The sequence below is a fragment of the Pseudoalteromonas sp. XMcav11-Q genome (assembly GCF_040104525.1).
Classification (GTDB): Bacteria; Pseudomonadota; Gammaproteobacteria; order Enterobacterales; family Alteromonadaceae; genus Pseudoalteromonas.
In genome coordinates this window covers 50030-67344 of the sequence record NZ_JBECOX010000010.1, presented here as the reverse complement: position 1 = coordinate 67344, position 17315 = coordinate 50030, and the positions used below count along the sequence as shown (strand labels likewise).

General features: G+C 37.7%; 11 protein-coding genes and 1 pseudogene. 3 read left to right on the top strand and 9 right to left on the bottom strand.

Annotated elements, in window-relative coordinates:
- Window positions 1-332 precede the first annotated feature (332 nt).
- Window positions 333-1631, bottom strand: a complete 1299-nt coding sequence (locus ABMY45_RS16170; RefSeq protein ID WP_349289164.1) for a PAS domain-containing methyl-accepting chemotaxis protein — start codon at window positions 1629-1631, stop codon at window positions 333-335.
- A gap of 202 nt (window positions 1632-1833) precedes the next feature.
- Complete coding sequence (locus ABMY45_RS16165) at window positions 1834-3741, bottom strand: M6 family metalloprotease domain-containing protein (protein ID WP_349289163.1); 1908 nt, start codon at window positions 3739-3741, stop codon at window positions 1834-1836.
- Window positions 3742-4242: 501 nt separating this feature from the next.
- Here ABMY45_RS16165 and nudB point away from each other — a divergent pair.
- Both nudB and ABMY45_RS16155 read left to right on the top strand, forming a co-directional pair.
- Window positions 4243-4683, top strand: coding sequence for a dihydroneopterin triphosphate diphosphatase (gene nudB, locus ABMY45_RS16160; RefSeq protein ID WP_010607440.1), 441 nt, complete (start codon window positions 4243-4245; stop codon window positions 4681-4683).
- A 7-nt stretch (window positions 4684-4690) separates the two neighbouring features.
- Window positions 4691-5812 carry an alanine racemase gene (locus tag ABMY45_RS16155; RefSeq protein WP_010607439.1) on the top strand — a complete coding sequence of 374 codons (1122 nt, stop codon included), beginning with the start codon at window positions 4691-4693 and terminating at the stop codon, window positions 5810-5812.
- Window positions 5813-5855: 43 nt separating this feature from the next.
- On the opposite strand, the gene ABMY45_RS16150 is transcribed toward ABMY45_RS16155, so the two are convergent.
- On the bottom strand, window positions 5856-6416 hold the full coding sequence (locus ABMY45_RS16150) for a hypothetical protein (RefSeq protein WP_349289162.1): 561 nt from the start codon (window positions 6414-6416) through the stop codon (window positions 5856-5858).
- Window positions 6407-6724 (bottom strand): hypothetical protein, encoded by a 318-nt coding sequence (locus tag ABMY45_RS16145; protein WP_349289161.1) that lies wholly within the window; start codon window positions 6722-6724, stop codon window positions 6407-6409. Before ABMY45_RS16145 ends, ABMY45_RS16150 begins: the two co-directional genes overlap by 10 nt.
- Window positions 6725-6978: 254 nt before the next feature.
- On the opposite strand from ABMY45_RS16145, the pseudogene ABMY45_RS16140 reads away from it, so the two are divergent.
- Window positions 6979-7932: pseudogene (locus ABMY45_RS16140) on the top strand (IS30 family transposase).
- A gap of 316 nt (window positions 7933-8248) precedes the next feature.
- Here ABMY45_RS16140 and ABMY45_RS16135 read toward each other — a convergent pair.
- The 5 genes from ABMY45_RS16135 to ABMY45_RS16115 form a co-directional block, all read right to left on the bottom strand.
- Window positions 8249-9241 (bottom strand): hypothetical protein, encoded by a 993-nt coding sequence (locus ABMY45_RS16135; RefSeq protein ID WP_052258180.1) that lies wholly within the window; start codon window positions 9239-9241, stop codon window positions 8249-8251.
- A gap of 14 nt (window positions 9242-9255) precedes the next feature.
- The gene (locus ABMY45_RS16130) at window positions 9256-13491 is read right to left on the bottom strand and encodes a hypothetical protein (protein ID WP_349289160.1); all 4236 of its coding nucleotides are present in this window, start codon (window positions 13489-13491) and stop codon (window positions 9256-9258) included.
- Between the two features lie 156 nt (window positions 13492-13647).
- Window positions 13648-15648, bottom strand: a complete 2001-nt coding sequence (locus ABMY45_RS16125; RefSeq protein WP_039491795.1) for a DUF3732 domain-containing protein — start codon at window positions 15646-15648, stop codon at window positions 13648-13650.
- Complete coding sequence (locus tag ABMY45_RS16120; protein ID WP_039491797.1) at window positions 15645-16103, bottom strand: three component ABC system middle component; 459 nt, start codon at window positions 16101-16103, stop codon at window positions 15645-15647. Before ABMY45_RS16120 ends, ABMY45_RS16125 begins: the two co-directional genes overlap by 4 nt.
- The gene (locus ABMY45_RS16115; RefSeq protein ID WP_039491799.1) at window positions 16103-17182 is read right to left on the bottom strand and encodes a hypothetical protein; all 1080 of its coding nucleotides are present in this window, start codon (window positions 17180-17182) and stop codon (window positions 16103-16105) included. The genes ABMY45_RS16120 and ABMY45_RS16115 overlap by 1 nt, the downstream gene beginning before the upstream one ends.
- Window positions 17183-17315 lie beyond the last annotated feature (133 nt).

Below are 17315 nucleotides of genomic sequence, written 5' to 3'. Positions count from 1 at the left end.
CGCGGCGATTATTTGGGAAAAGAGCGCGGGGTGAACCCGCTCCCACAACATACTTAAACCCTTGGTGGGAGCCACTTTACGCGGCGATTATTTGGGAAAAGAGTGCGGGGTGAACCCGTTCCCACAACATATTCGAGCCCTTGGTGGGAGGTGCTTTACGCGGCGATCATTTGGGAAAAGAGCGTGGGGTGAACCCGTTCCCACAACATATTCGAGCCCTTGGTGGGAGGTGCTTTACGCGGCGATCATTGGGGAAAAGAGCGTGGGGTGAACCCGTTCCTACAACATAATTAAACCCTTGGTGGGAGCCGCTTTACGCGGCGATCTTTAGGTTATTCTGACAATCCTTTAACCGTATTTGTGAGGTTTTCTGCGCCTTGCTTTATTTCATTCATCACTGTATTTACTTCATCGATTTGTGCAAGACCAAGCTCAGTACTTTCGGACACCGTATTCATCAGTGCCGTGGCTTCTTTAGTTAACACTTCATTCTGATTTACTACATCATTGATTTCGTTGGTCGACTGCGAAGTACGTGCTGCTAAACTTCTTACTTCATCGGCTACCACCGCAAATCCTCTTCCCTGCTCGCCCGCTCTGGCGGCTTCTATCGCTGCATTGAGAGCTAACAAATTGGTTTGCTCCGCAATCGCGCTGATGGTGGACACAATTGCCGAAATCCCTTTTGACTGTTCATTAAGCTGTGCTATTGCGGCCATTGCACTTCGCACTTGATTAGAAATAAGTCCAGAGGTACTGACAGACTCTTGCAGCAGCAAACTCGCACGGGCCGCTATTTGCTCGGTTTGCTCAGATGTCACCTGCGCAACTTCGGCAGCTTGTGCGACTCGATGCGCTTTTTGCACCCGCGCCGTGATATTCGTCGCAAACTTTATCACTTTAATGACTTTGCCGTGTTCATCAAAAATAGGGTTATACGTTGCTTCAATCCAAATATCTTCGCCATGTTTACCCAAGCGATGAAAGCGACCACTTTTGTGCTGTCCTTTTGCTAGCTCTTGCCAAAAATGTGGCTGTTCTTTATAAAAGCTGTCGTCACAGAACATTCGATGATGCTGACCTTTAATCTCACTGAGTTTATAACCCACTGTTGCCGTGAAATTTTGATTCGCATCTAAAATAACGCCCTCGGGTGTAAACTCTATGGTTGCCATGGATTTGTTTAGCGCTTTAGCTATCGCTTCTTGTGCTTTGATGGTGAGTTTTTCTGCTGTGATGTCATTCGCAATTTTAACAATACGGGTGACTTTGCCATTCTCTTCAACTGGGAAATAGGTAGCATCAAGCCAAACTACATCACCTTTTTTGGTAAAGCGTTCAAAGTTACCATACTGAGCCTGGCCATGTTGAAGGCTTGCCCAAAAACTGCGATATTCCGAAGAACTTACATAGTCTTTATGGCAAAAAATACGATGGTGCCGCCCTATCACTTCAGTCTCAGTGTAACCCACGACAGCAAGAAAATGTTGATTGACTGCTGCTATTTGACCATCGGGTGTAAATTCAATCTTTGCGACCGCTTCATCAATCGCAGAAAGTAATGCCCGAGCACGCTTGAGTTCAGCGGTCAAATTTTCAACTTCTTGATTTGGCTTTCGAAAAAAATTCATAAGCTATTCCATAACAAACAATATGCATGACCGCATTATTATCATAATTTTGGTAATAAAGTATGAATTATAGATAAGAAAGTGGAATTTGGTGCACTAGAGTATCCACCAAAGTAAAAACAAGCCGCGCGCTTACCACACAAGCAACGCGACTTGGCATTATATCAATTGTATTGACTAACCAGTGCAGCGCTTTGGTTAACTACTTCTGTACCGTCAGACGGTAATCACCCGCACCGCTGTATGAATAAACCAAGATGCGGTAGTAACCTGAATTTGCCGTATAGTTAATTGACTCTTGTGAGGTCGGCGTCTCCGAAATGGCAACTTGTTGCCATGCACCACCTTGCCAAGCTTCGAGTTTCAAATCGAAGTCTGCGTTCGCCGGCCCCTCTAACGTAAGTGCGATTGTGCCACCGCTGTACTGAAACCAACTGCCGTCAGGTTGTATGGCTTGTTGCTTGTCCGTTAAGTATCCAGTGTAAACATCTCCCGCTGGTGGTGGGGTTGTACTACCGCTTACGGTAAATTGGATCTCTGCAGCGGGATCAGAAATATTGCTGATGGACAAGCCCGAGTCGCTTCCATTCCACCATAGCGCATTCGTCCCTTTGCTACTCAACGCATTCGGCAGTGTGGCGCTAAACTCTCCTGCCACATCAAATAAATCGCCATTATCCCCACGGTTTCGGCCATTTTCAGGATCTCGCTTGGCGTCACCATGCTCCATTTGGATATACGGATACCATTCATTCGAGTTATTGCCCGCGGAATCAACGTGCCAAATAGCCAAACCTGAATCGAGTTGCTCTGAGTTTTGTCCAGATTGATGAATAGCCTCAATGTAAAAAGCTTCATTCGCGTTACTTGGGTTGGTCCATTTATATGAGCTATTAGCGCCTGAAATATGGCTGAGCCTTCCTGTTGGGGCATTGGCATTTACGGCTGGGTTAAGTTCAGTTACCGTATCCCAACCAGCTATGGCTCTAAAGTGTGCAACAGGTGGCGTCGGCTTAAAACGGTTGGAAGCGCCAATCGCGCCAAACCCCATAACACCAAAACTTGCGACAGAGCCCTCTGAGCTGCCATCATAATCATAAAGATCGGGCCAATTTGTGATCAAGTGACCAGATTCATGGACAAAGGTGCCAATTGCAAGGCTATTTCCCATATCAGTGATTTGATAGCGATCGGTACACACGCCATCAGCACAAAAACGTGGACTGAGCCTTGCCATATGTGGCCATAAGCCTTTAGACCATGCACTATCAGAGTTGCCAGCATAAAAAATATTTAACCCACGGATCTGCCCGCTACTATTTGTAGTCAGCGAACTAAAATCAAATCCCTGTTGAAATTCAAGCCAATTTAGCGCTTCTTTTATGAGTTCTTGCGAGCGTACTGTTGAGCTTAATGCGCTATCCGCGTAATACGCTTTGTTTTTCTTTGCGGTGTAATAAGCCGTTACCGTATTGGTATAATCGAGCTTGCCTCCAGAGACCGACGAAAAATACCCTCTTACTGACTGCGCGTTACCAAATTCATTGTAATTTTGGTCATTTAAAAAACGCTCAACTTGCGCTTTTGTGATAGTGCCGCGCTCATCAGGGAAATCAATGATGATGGTTAACCCTTTTACTTGACCACTGATCTCAGCATTCAACGCCGTTTCATTGTTATTGCGTTCAAACTGATGCGTATGTACCAAGTCGACAGGTGTTTGGTTTTGACCCAACATTACTTGTTGTGCCGCTTTTACTTTTTTTGCAATAGCAGCGGATGATAATCCTTGCCGCTCAGTTGAAACTGAGCGACTTTTTATTCCCAGTTTTTCTTGTTCAGTAACTAACTTACCTGTTGATATAAGTCGCTCACCATCGGCCGAAACCTGAGCGTAAGCCATGCCTTTAAGCGAGGCGTCATACACTACAAGCTCGCCGTCAAGTGTACGCTGCTGAGCAAAGTACGTATTACCATTAAGGATAAGTGTGATCACCTCACCACTTGGTTGGGTAAATTGGTACTGTTCATTTTTATAAGGTATAGCCGCGTTTACTGCGACACTGGTTGCCAATAATGACGTTGCGATAATTGCTGATGTTAATTTCATTTTTCCTTTCCTAGGTTACATGTTGTACAACTCGTTAACATACAGAAAGGATACAAAATTGCAACAACCACCAGCCCATTAAAGGTACAAAATTTATCAATTAGATAAATAACAAATAGTTACAACGATTACAATTTCATCATTTTAGAAGCTTTTACATTTCAAAGTGAGCAAAAAAAGCCCATTTAAACTATTTTTTTCAATTTATAGTTTACAAGTACTAAACATTACATTAGCATTGGTCTCGTTCCTTTGGGGCTGCACCTTTTTACCTGCGTAACTAGGCGTGCCTAAAGTCACAATTGAACTCCCGAGAAGTAGAGCTTGCCGACTAGGATGTTGGCATTATTGGGATTTCCTTGGCACAGCTTGTTGCTATTGGAGTTTTTATGCAGGCCAGTATGGCCTGCTTTTTTTTGTCCAAAATTCGCTTTAGACCAATTGCCGAGCGCGATTCAACTAGTTAAACTCAAAGTACATGTTCCTGATTTGATGTAAACCATGTCGGCACTACGTAAACCCATTTCGGTGTTAGTCGTAATATACAACGAGCATAATGAGTTTTTGCTATTACAAAGGGCAGACGACAAACACTTTTGGCAATCGGTAACTGGGGGAGTTGATCCCGGTGAAACTCCAATGGCTACCGCTTATAGAGAGTTAAAAGAAGAAACCAGCATTGACGCCGCGGCGCTTGGGATCACCATCCACTCGCATAATAAAACGAATCAATACACGATAAGACCACAGTGGCGCCATCGCTATGAGCCGGGTGTTACCATGAACACTGAGCATGTTTTTAGTGTCCAAGTACCGTCAGGGATCAGCGTGGTACTTGCTGAAGATGAACACACGGACTTTATCTGGCTAAACAAAACACACGCTTGTGAACGCGTCTGGTCCCCAAGCAATCGACAGGCAATAGAACTTATAGGAGTATGATTGAGCTATGTTTACATCATTAGGATCTTTACAAACACCATGTTTAGTTGTTGATAAAATTGCTTTTTTACATAACCTTTCGCGCATGGAAAAGCATCTTGATGCTTTTAATGTGGCTCTTCGCCCACATTTGAAAACGGTAAAATCTACTGCAGCCGCAAACTATATTTTGGCCGACAAACAAGCGGGATGTACGGTTTCCACCCTAAAAGAAGCAGAAACGTTTGCAGCGGAAGGTTACACCAATATCACTTATGCGGTGGGGATAACAGAGGATAAGTTACAACGCGTTCTTGTCCTTATCAATCAAGGTGTCAATTTAACCATACTACTAGACAGCATGGAACAAGCTATGTTTGTCTCTCAATTTTGCGCGGAAAATGGCTGTAAAATTAGTTGTCTGATAGAAATCGACTGTGACGGACATCGGGCAGGACTTAGTCCTAAAAACAAAGAAATCGTGACAATCGCAACCATACTGGAAAGCGGTGGTTTATATCAGGGCTTGCTTACACATGCAGGCGGCTCATACGCCTGTAACACCCTAGAGCAGCTAATACAGTTTGCAGAGAAAGAGCGCTCAGCGGTTGTGGCTGCCGCCTCGATGTTGGAAGAAGCCCAAATAGCCACAACAGTGCTGAGTATTGGCTCTACGCCAACAGCGCTGTCAACGCAAAACCTAGATGGGATCACAGAAGTGCGAGCTGGGGTCTACACATTCTTCGACCTTGTTATGGCTGGTATCGGCATATGTGATATCGAAGATATTGCACTAAGCGTGCTAACACGTGTCACTGGTATCAAGCGTAGTGAAAATAAGCTCTTTATAGATGCAGGCTGGATGGCGCTTTCAAGAGACAGAGGTACCGCGAGTCAAGCGTTTGATTGCGGCTACGGCCTTGTGTGTGACCAAGAAGGTAATTTACTGCCTGGACTCAAAGTAACCTCAGCGAATCAAGAACATGGCGTTATTGAATGCGAACCTGGCTTCACCTTACCGGACGTGAAACATGGTGACCTACTACGTATTTTACCGAATCATGCATGTGCAACAGCCGCTCAACACTCAGGCTATCATGTGTTAAGTCATGATGACATCGAGTTTTGGCCAAGGTTTGGGGGGTGGTGATAGCTGTACCGCCCGACACAGGATCAGGAGCATTCTTAGTGGATTAGTTTGAGTCGAGTTGATCTATGTAGCGCTCTATAACTTCCTGAATAGATCGATGCTCCTGAACGGGTAAATAATTTATATGGGCCAATAAAAACTCTTTGGTACCATAATTACTGAGTAGTATCTGGTTTATTCTCTCTAACACCTGCCTGCTTACTTGAGTCTTATTACACATCACATGACCTAAAGTAAACCGAGGTGAATCCGCGATTAGATAGCACTCATATTTATCTTGATTGGCTTTCGCGTATCGCATCACTTCAACAGGGTAACCAAGCAGAAAATCCACACGGTTCAACTCGAACATCCGATGTACAGTTTCATAATGATTACTTCCACCTCTCACCACTTTATTAGCGCTATCCACCTGTGCTAATTGCTTATCTAAAAAAGGCCCATATGACAGGTCGTCAGCGGTTACTATCAGCTTGTTTCTGTATACGTTAAAAAGTTGCATAAGTGAAACTACATAACCTTCTTCATCAAGCACTTCTTTAGATAGCGGAGGTGAATCAGCATGTTGATATAAACGTCTACTGATATAAAAATTTACTGGCAAGCTGAACAGAAAGTTTTTTCGCGATAAATAGTTTTTACTTTGTTAAGAGTGCAAATAGCTGATTTATCTTGCTTTAGCATTGAGCGTAACGTCCGTTTATAACTTGCGCCGAGAAACTCAATGTTTGAGAGGTTTAACTGTTCAAATAGTATTTTGTTGGTTGCGCCAGCAATATTTTCAGGTTTAGCTTTGTGCGTCAAAATAGCGAGGTCTTCTTCATCATCCAAAAATATCTGAATCGTTGTTGCATCAACATTAGCAGTGACAGCTAAGCAAGAAACGACAAATAGGTACCTCAGAAAATTCATATACATCATTCAATTATCTGGTAAACAAAAGGATTCCTGAGCCTAATATCTCCCTCTCTAAACTTAGTTCAGGATTTTACGATTGTAAAATCCATACCTTTAGCCAACTCACAAGAATGCCATATTGCATATTGTAATCCTATATTAAGCCTGATTTCAGATAATAAGTGCACCACTCATGGTTAAACGATGAGAAGAGATCAACTGCCTGTTGGTGGTACTCTATCGTCACCAAACAAACAGAAGCATTTACCATGAGTTACAAGCAGTTGATCGAAGGACAAAGATACCAGATAGAAGCCTACTTACGCGAGGGTTTTAGTTATCGTGAGATAGGCAAACGCCTGAAAGTCAGTCATAGAACTATTAGCCGAGAAGTCAGATGAAATAGGATCCGGGAAAATCACTATCTACCCGAAGTCGCACAGGTAAAGACACTCAAAAGGCGTGTTGAAGCCGCAAAGTCGTGTCTATCTAAGCTGACCATCACCTTTGTTGAGTTCGGATTAGAACAAAAGTGGAGTCCCGAGCAAATTGCAGGCGTGGGCCGGATTATTGGGCTCTCAGTGAGTCACGCGTGGATTTACGGCTATGTGCAACGGGATAAATTGAGCGGCGGCAAATTGTTTAGGCACTTGCGACAAGGCCATCGACGATATCGCAAAGGTCGTCGTGCGAAGCGTAGCATTATCCCGAACCGGGTGGGCATTGAGCACCGCCCAGCGATTGTTGACAAGAAAAGGCGGTTCGATGACTGGGAAGCTGATACCGTACTGGGTAAGCATGGAACGGGTGCAATAGTCAGCCTAGTTGAACGCCAAAGCAAGCTTTATTTAATACGTAAAGTGCCAGCAAAGAGCGGGGCAGACGTAAGCAGAGCCATGATAGGCATACTGTGGCGATATCGCCGTCATGTGTATACGATAACCGCTGATAATGGCAGCGAGTTCTGTGACCACGAGCTAGTTGCAGATAAGCTCAACACTGATATTTATTTTGCGAATCCGTATTCCGCATGGGAGCGCGGGTTGAATGAAAACTTCAACGGTTTATTGCGCCAGTACATACGTAAAGGAACGGATTTAAGAACGGTAACGGATAAGCAGGTGTCCAATGTTGAACATACGCTAAACGCCAGATCTAGAAAGTGCCTAGGTTACAAACAGCCTGTCGTTGTGTTTAATGAATTATGCAATGCGGCAATTTAGCGAGTGGTGCACTTCGGGGTTGAATTCGCGCGTAACCCACTAACAATTAAGTTGAGTTTGCGGAAACTACCATTAGGATCTTTAATATAGGCGGTAGCCTATAACTTTTTTGAGAGCAATGAGACGTTATTTTTTGATTTATCTAGCAACGCTAGTGGAGCTGATGAATTAAAAATTTAGTCATAAGCCTTAACCAGCATATGGTTAAAGCCAATACTTTCTATTTATTCATGAACTAAAACATGAAAAAAATTCTAGGCAATCATCCACTTAGCTCACTAAATAAATGCCTATTACATTGTTATTATGTCACAATTTACAAAAGAGAACGTAACCTTCTTTTTAATTGATCTATGAACTCAAACACTTCATTTTCGTTATATCGAATGATTGGAATATCTTTAAGATCAAATGGGATATCATTTTTATCGGCTCTGTTTTGAATTATCACACAGTCTTTGTTTGACGACATAGCCAGTCCCAATTCAAACATTACATTAGGGTTCATACCTGTTATATCTGCTATTACAATTCGAGCTTCGTATATATGGCTAACAATATTTTTCATAATTCCATCAGTAAATATATCTTCATCAACTCTATATGCCTGTAGTGATAAAAAGTCTGTAGCCGTAGAAATTGATTTATAAATATCTGCTTTAACTATAGTCTCATTGAAAGGCATTGCTACAAATACTAGTTCCTCATATGGAATTGACGCTTTTGCTTTTTGAAAATATTGATGTGTGTTCGATAAATAAGAAACTGGTATATTTGGTAAATTTAGAAGTATAGCTTCTCGTTTGTCCTGTGATCTTTTTAAGTATCCAATAAAAGTACTTTCATCTTTCATATCAGAATAAAATGTTGGGATCTCGAAGTAATCAAAGTCATACATTAATCCTTGAGATATTACAGTTTTTTCCTCTGAAAAATGTGATGCTATGAATATTGGCAATAAAGGCCATTTTTTCCTTATTATTCTACCAATATCCATCCCTACACGAAGGTCCCTTTGGGACTTAATTTCATTATTATCATCAAGCCCATCAGTTTCATCACCACTGTAATCTAAATCCAATAGAACACATGCTAGAGAATCACTGTACTTCTCCATTTCTTGTATTGTACTTCTGATGAATTCAGATTTATTTTTGTCTGTTATTGCTCCAAAAATGCTATTTGATTTCACAATGAACTCTGAAGAATTCCACCAAGATTCGCAAGTAGAGCGAAAACGCTCAATGTGCCTTTCTACATCGTCTATATAAAAAATTACCTTTTTATCTAATTCAAGTTTATTATTCATCTATAGTTCCATTACTAATGTTGGTTAGGTAGTACAATCCTAACGTGAGCGTCAATAAGATCATTTTTAATATTTAATTCTGCATCGAATTTCATAAGTATACTTTGAGATCTCTGCAAACCATGACCCAATTTATATTCGATGTCAGATTCTGAAGAAGAAGTAAAAGTTAAAGACGTATTGTGCTTACTCCTTGTAACCTTTATGTTTAGGCTACTATTTGGTAAGCCGTATTTAAATGCGTTTTCAATAACAGTTCTAAAGGAGTCCAGTACAATTATGCTAGGCGTGTAGGTTCTAATACTTCTAATATTCGGTAACCTTGGCTTACAATCAATATTTTTATCAGCATATTTAGTTGAAACATCAGTTATGATCTTATCTAAACTTGCTTTAATATCGCAGGAACACTTTTCCAAAAGCTCAGGCAGTTTGTTCTCTTTTTTAAGATAAATAATGTGGTTCGCAAATCGCTCTCTTTTTGGTTGAACAACATTTCTTAGTATTTTAAGACAATTTATATCGGATAAAGCCCCTTCTATACACTGCTCAGCAAGTGAATTTAATTCACTTTCAATAAACCGGAAATCTTTTATGTATTCTCCACTCGTTAGATAATTATATTCATCGCCTTTAAGATCAAACGATTCAATAAATACTTTTATATGTTTAATCACATCATGAAAGTATAGTGAAAACTCTTCTCTATAATTAAGGTTTGCTTTAAGATCTTTAAGGTTAAAAACTTCTGCCCACGACCTAAATAGAATCATACTATTGGGATGACTCTGATTTTTTTCTTTGAATAATAGTGATAACTTCTCAACAGATGTAAAAAAACGCCTATCACTAGTATTACTCTTAACCATGTGATTACTTAATATATACGACTTAACATCAGTATAGGTTTCTCGATAGCTAGACCTTTTCCAATCATCTTCGCTATTGATGTATCTAAAAGGTCCCTCTAGTGAAGCTTCAATTTTTTCTAAAAGATGTTGTTCTTGAAAAATACAACATATTAGTGAATATGTTTCATATAATTCGATGTCTTTAACAAGGATATGGGGGGAAGAAGTCGCAATATCTACCAAAGTTTTGAAGTCAAACGATGCCATAAACCAAAACGCTTTACTTCGTATATCTAACTCAATACTTTGATCTACAATGAATGATTGCAGTAATTCACTAATTAACAACGTTGACACTGAAAGGTAGTGATTATTTTGGCGTAAAGTACTGCTATCTTTTCCAAATATTAGTCCTTCTAACCAAAGCATATGTACTAGAGAAGACATTAGCGCTTTATCTTGTGATATTTGTGTCAAAAGCTCTTTAATTTGCTCTAATGTACTAGCTCTGTTATCACCATAATTAACATAATTTCCAATTAGATGACGAAGAAACGCAACTTCTTTGGTTACTAGATTGCAACTTACCCTTTCAATATAATTTAGCGAGTAGACGTCTATCGTGTGTAGTTCCTCGCTCCAAAAATTTGCAATTTTAAACATTTTGTCATTTTTATTTTGATCCAAAATAGTATCAATTTTTTCCTTTAAAAGGCATGCTGGGCAATTATGATTATATGCAGGGGCATTAAACTTTATGATTGGAAAATGTTGAACTTGTACATCTTTATAGGTTTCTATACCCGAAATAAAATCAAACTCCATAGAGTACGAGCGATCTACTAATATATAGCACCGAAGACTTCTAGCCCCATAACTGTATGCCCAATTTAATGCAGCTTTATAGGTCGAACTAGTTGTAACCGCCATATCAATATACACTACAATATTGTGCTCATTATTCTCTCTAGACTCTGTTGGCAAATCAAACTTATTAAAGGTCTCCACAGACACATCAACGCTATTGATTTTTAGGGCAATTTTTCCACATAAATCTCCAGCAGCAGAGTTTAATTCAGGGTGTATAAAAGTAAACTTTAATTTGTTAGTTGTATATTTCGAAATTATGTCTTCAATATCAGATACAACTTTTTCCTGAAGACGCCTTTCTTCTCTTTGTAACACCAATTCAGTTTTAAGATAAGAAATATAGCAAGTGGCACCATTGGTTAAATGACCAGAAATTAAAGCTTTATCTTTACACCATCTTTCTAGTATATCCGTAGTTACTTGTTCATATCGATGCGGTTCTTTTTGTTTAATAGAATTGCTTTCTTTATCGATATCCAGTACATCATCAATTCTCCATTCGTCGGGCTTGTCTTTATATACCTCAAATTTATGCCTTAAAAAGGTATAATCATCTTCAACTGTTTCATTAGAAATTAGAGATATGGAGTATATGTTCGAAATTAAGGGAATTGAGCTAACAATCCGCTTTACCGAACTTCCTGTTACACTTACATCAGTTAACACTAAAATACCTGAGATATCGCGATTTTTTACAACTTTCGATACAACATTTATCATAGAACTACTAGATGTAACCGTTAAAAGGTTATTTACTGGTATTTGTTTCTTTAAAAGGATTGATTTAGAAAGTAACTCCAAGCTTTTGGTTGTTTGAATTATAAAATTGAACTTAAAATTTTTGTTAGAAATAATATCTGACGCGCTAAAACAGAAATTTCTCTTGTTTAAAACTTCTTGTAGCGAATAGTATCCTCTTAAAAATACCTCTGACGGATATGGAAGCCAAACTTTTGCAGTACTATTAAAAGTACATTGTAATTGACTTCTAATATTGTCTTCATTATAAACTTCAATAGCATCAAATAAGTGCTTTTCATCAACTTCATTTGTGATGTGGATGCCTTTTAAACTTATGGTTCCTGAACCACTTTCATTAACCCAAAACACTTGATTCAAAAGCTTTTTAAGCAACCCCCTGTCAGCTTGCTTTTCTAAGTTACTCAATAAATAAAACTCAGACAAAAGCGATTCATTAGGTACATTAATCAAAATTACTGGCGCATTTTCCGAAGAGTGATACATACAGAAAATAATAATTTTTACGCAATATTTGGTTTGGTTTTTGAAGTTTTTCAAGTCAATTACTATATTATTGTTTTCTGTTGCTTGCCTTTCATCTATTTGCTTTTCAATAGAATTAATGAAGTTTTCAGTATTCTTTTCACCACTCAAGCTTGAATCGTATAAATAGTTCCAAGAGATAATTTTATCTGTTTTAGAGCTATTAAGCATTTTGACAGAACTAGAACTCGTAGTTTTGTTTAGTGGAATAAACTTATCTGGAATATAAATTTGGAATGAAGTGCCAATTTTAGATGATTCAAATTCTTCTTCATCTTCAGATAATTCAATAACTTCCTTTTTACCATTTATATATGAATAGCATAGATAAGTAGAATTACATTGAACGAATATTATTCCTCCACTTTCTCTAACTGATTCATGAACGAAATATAATCCACTTGGTAGTATTAAATCTGGAAACTCTTCATATCTTGGAAAAACTCTATCAAGCTTTTTGCGATCTTTTTTGGAGGAGTATTTTTCAAACGCATACTCTAATATTTTTTTATTGATTTTTTCACTGCTTTTGTTAGGAAAGTTTCTAAAATAGTCTTCTTCAAGTGACTCACATATACCGATTCCTATATCAGAAATTGACAACTCATAAAAAAAATTAGAGCTTGAGGATTTAAATTGCGCTGCGAGTTTTTTGGGTAAAGAGCTAGATTCAGTTAAAATTTCTCTTTCTTTTTTTACCACCATCATATACGCAGGTGACCCTTGACTATGATAGAAAGTATTCTCTCCTAACTCCTTTAAAATGATACGTTTTAAATTCCTTTTGGTATCAAGTCTAAATTCGTTAATAGCTCCACTTGAAAGCTCTCCTTCTAGGTCAGAAGTTTCTTTCCTGAGAAAGTTTTTAAATTCATCTATACTACTAAAACTTGAAAAATCTATAATTGACTTATTTTTGTTTTTATTCTTTTCTTCAAAGTTGGAATACTCGTAAGCCTCACAATTAAAGTTTATATCTTTACTAATTTTACTAAAAAAGCCACTAAAAACTAAAAAGCTCAACAGTGGGCCTTTTTCACTGACCTTTAAGTCAACTTTAATTTGTTTGTCAAGTAGAGTCGAAATCCAAGAAAACAATTGACTTGCTGTTAGAGGGGATATTTGACGAATAGAAGTGAGATCGAATACAACTTCTTTTTGGAGTTCAAATGAACTATTCCAATTTTCATTCAAGAACTTATTGAATCCCGAAAGTGCTACATCTTTTCGTCTTAGCTTATACATTGTTCATCCTGAAGCTATTTAGTATGCAAATATAACTAAAATAGTAAGTTATCTTTAAAACCAATATACCCTAATATTTATTAAAACCTAATTCAAACAAACCATAATAAATTGACTTTTAATAAAATAATAAATATCAAGCATGTAATTCCTCTATTAAGCAATAAACCCTCTATTTCTCCATCTCGCTCTTACATAATCTTCAAAATTTCGTCCTCTAGCCAAATTAAGTTCATCAGCATGATCCGTTACTATTATTTGTGGCTTAAACCCTGTTTCTACCTCAGTTCTTTCACAGAAAGAGATTATTTCATTGAAGAAGTTTTCAACACTTTTGATATCTTCATCTACTTTATTCTTACGTTCCGCTGAAGCTAATTTATTAACGTCAAACCTACTTTCATCTGTATCGTTTGTTACATTTGGGAAGTAAACTTGCGTTGGTTGGTCTATAAACAACACTGGAGGAATGGAGCATTCCTGTCCTAGTGAACAAAATAATTTTTGAAACGACAAAAAGAGTGACAGGTGACAATATAGCCAGTTAGCCCCACTTCCCATCGACCTTAAGAACACTCTTTCTTTTTTGGCTATTAGCCAAATATCAAAAGTTTCTAGTGAGAAGTTTAGATTAAGTGGGTTCTTGTAAAACTCTTCAAAATCTAAGTTTTGACCAATGGTATTCATTGTTTCGTTTAGTAACATTTCGGCGTTACGCATTTTTTGTACTATCGAATATTGGCTCAGTGTTCCTTTCAATTTAGAGATTTTCGTCTTCAATTGCTCAAGTTCACCATCGGCTTGCTCAATATGTCCTTCACTTATAATCTCTTCAAGATATATTTCAATAGACACCTTTGCTTTGACAATTTGATCTCTTAAGTTTTGACGTTTTTCCAATTCACGGTTAGAAGCAATAAGACTAGCTTTTTCAACTCGAATATCTTTAATGTGCCTACGTTGAGTTGTTAGCTCTGACTTTAACGACTCCAATCTAGGGCGATAATCATATTGTTGCGGTTTTTGGATGGTAATTTCTTCATTAAGCCAATTAATAGCATTTGTGAGTTTGTCTGCTTCACTAGATAGTAAGTTAGTTTCTGTTAAACAAAATGGACATTCTATAACTGATTCAGTTATTTTTTCGGGATAGTTTATATCGCTGATACTTTCAAAGTAACTATTACTGATCGATATTGTGGACTCGATATCTCTAGCTTCTTTTTCTAGCTTTCTAAGTACTTTTACTTCACCAGCTATTTTTTTATCAAGCTCTGTAATTAATTTTGTATTTGAAGTGGACTCTAAATCAATTTCTAGTGGCTTGTCTTTTATAATATCCAGCCAATGAATAGGATTCTTAATTATGTCCGCACTAGATGAATCGACTAATCTTTTACCACTTAATGCTTGGTATTCATTTAGTCTTTTTGACAGTTTAATAATTTTTAGCTCAAGTTGTTTTTCTTTTTTAGGAAGAGCTAACTCAATCCTTCTTTTTTTCTTCTCTAATTCGGCTAACTCTTGTTTTAACAAGAAGTATTGTTGATCAACAAACCCCAAAAAGATTTTTAAGTGTTCAATAGCTTGTTCACGTTTCTCCTTCTCATCAAATCGATAAAATACGGCGTGTTTATTGGCTATAAGATTTTGGTGCTGAAGCATAAATGAGGTAAAGCTTCGTATACTAGGGGAGGACTTCTTTCTACCAAAAAATTGCTTGTCATCTTTATCCGTTTCAATATCATTGATATTTAAGCCAAAGAAAGCGCCAATCTTCTTTTTATATTGATCAGCAACAACGAAATACCCTAGTTTAAACCAACTAGAAGTCAGAGTCAGACCATCACTTGATAACGGGAGTTCATCTTCTGAAACTTCTCTATAAAACCCTTTTTTATCTTTTGGTAATTTACCAAGAACTAAAAAACGATTCCCTTTTTTATATATCGTAAAATATATTGCTGCGCTTTCCGTAATTCTTCCAACAGGAATGGTGTATTCGGAAGATCCCATACAATAATCAAAAATTTCAATAAGAGCACTCTTACCCGTTGATGATTTACCTGTAACAACGTTTAGGCCTGTCTTAAATTCTACAAAATGGCATTGCTCTCTTTTATCTACAACCCCAATATACGCTACATATGGCTTCATAGCTTTTTAATCCTTAAAATTCTGTAGCAATCCTCAACTAAAAAAGGGTTTACTAATTTGGCTAAATTCCTTGCGGCTTTTATATGCTCTTGTTTACAGTGATTTTTTTGTGATTCTTCTTTCATATATTGAATAGATAGGTCAGCATTAACTTTAATTAAGCCTTGTTCTAAAAGTACTTGCATCGCTTTATTTGTTATTTCTTTAAAGTCATTTAATCGCTTTTCCAACCCTTCCACTGTTGTAGGGTCTCCAAACTTTGTATTAAGAGTTGACCTGTTTATTCGTTGCAGTTTTGTCTGTGCAACAGGGCTAAAAAGTAAAGGAAAAACGAGATAGCTTAACAAGATATTCTTGGGTTGAACTTCTACATGCTGGTAGAATTCTAGTAGCAATGGCGCTAACAAATATGGACTTTGACTGAGGACGCTTAACTGGTGAATTGCATTGGCCATTACTTAAGCTTCCACTTTAAGTTTTTGTTAACATCATCCATGTTGATATGAAGTATACCGTCTCTAAACCAACGATACGGACGCTTAGGATATGACTCTAGCTCAGGGCCTTCTTCCCCCATTACTTCATCGTAGAAATCTTGTGAATCTAGAATAGGTTCAGTAACTTTTTTACTAGCTTTTTTTTGCTTTCTTTCAAAAATCCCAATTATTTCTTCTTGGTAGGAATCAAAATACTCTAGTTTAGTCCCAAACTGAAACTCCTCATTTATCACTGTTAGGGCCTCACAATAACTGCTATGAGCTAGGTTTAGTTCACTTAAATATTCTATGTCTCTAATTTTTTGTAAGTACAGGCTATCCTGTGGTGAGTTTACTGTATATTGATCAGGATCAGGCTTTTTAGGAAACACTCTAGTACTTTGTCTAAACTTTTCATTTAACAAAGCAAATTCATCTGAGAACGATCTCTCCGAAATTTCCCATTGGTTGCCGACAATATCGGGGGATATTAATAAACCAAGTAAACCATTTAAAACTCGGCCTCGATTGTTAGAAGGTACAGCTTTACAGTATTCATTTGCTATAGAGTAATATTTTTCAGGTATTGCAGACGAGCTATCGTAGATTTCAAACTTTGATATCACTTCCTTAAATTTTTGCTCTAGCCTATACGACTTAACTTTTTCCTGCTTATCGTTAAGTGTTGTTCTAGAAAGAATTTTGTCAATTATATCAATCCTTTCTGTTATGCTTTTATCTTTCCAGTCAAGTAGTTGGCTATTTGTACTAATTTTTTGTGTTGTGATTAATATGAGTTTTGGGTACTTGGATGTATCGAAACTAGGTTCTAGCCAATTAGCCAACGTATTCCATATATTTTTATGACTATCTGTAAGAGGATCAGAAAAGTGCTTAACTTCGACATTAGCTTCATCTGACATGGCAATGTCACCGTCTTTTTCAATTAACAGCGATTGATTGGTATCTAGCCTAAAGCACCATTCAACGGCTAAATAATACTGATAAATGATTCCTGCGATACTTGCGGAAGCATCCTGAGCTAACTTTTTATTCAATTACAGTCCCTTAATTGTATGTTTCACATAATTCTGCGAAAAGTTATTTTATATTGAACTGATCAACAACTGTTTGTTATATATCATATTTATGTGTCAAAAGTAAAAGGATCTTGTTAATTTAATTTTAAAT

Bases quoted from the DNA above. Each gene is read 5' to 3' on its own strand.
- ABMY45_RS16170 (WP_349289164.1), bottom strand. From the start codon at position 1,631: ATGAATTTTTTTCGAAAGCCAAATCAAGAAGTTGAAAATTTGACCGCT.
- ABMY45_RS16165 (WP_349289163.1), bottom strand. From the start codon at position 3,741: ATGAAATTAACATCAGCAATTATCGCAACGTCATTATTGGCAACCAGT.
- nudB (WP_010607440.1), top strand. From the start codon at position 4,243: ATGTCGGCACTACGTAAACCCATTTCGGTGTTAGTCGTAATATACAAC.
- ABMY45_RS16155 (WP_010607439.1), top strand. From the start codon at position 4,691: ATGTTTACATCATTAGGATCTTTACAAACACCATGTTTAGTTGTTGAT.
- ABMY45_RS16145 (WP_349289161.1), bottom strand. From the start codon at position 6,724: ATGAATTTTCTGAGGTACCTATTTGTCGTTTCTTGCTTAGCTGTCACT.
- ABMY45_RS16135 (WP_052258180.1), bottom strand. From the start codon at position 9,241: ATGAATAATAAACTTGAATTAGATAAAAAGGTAATTTTTTATATAGAC.
- ABMY45_RS16130 (WP_349289160.1), bottom strand. From the start codon at position 13,491: ATGTATAAGCTAAGACGAAAAGATGTAGCACTTTCGGGATTCAATAAG.
- ABMY45_RS16125 (WP_039491795.1), bottom strand. From the start codon at position 15,648: ATGAAGCCATATGTAGCGTATATTGGGGTTGTAGATAAAAGAGAGCAA.
- ABMY45_RS16120 (WP_039491797.1), bottom strand. From the start codon at position 16,103: ATGGCCAATGCAATTCACCAGTTAAGCGTCCTCAGTCAAAGTCCATAT.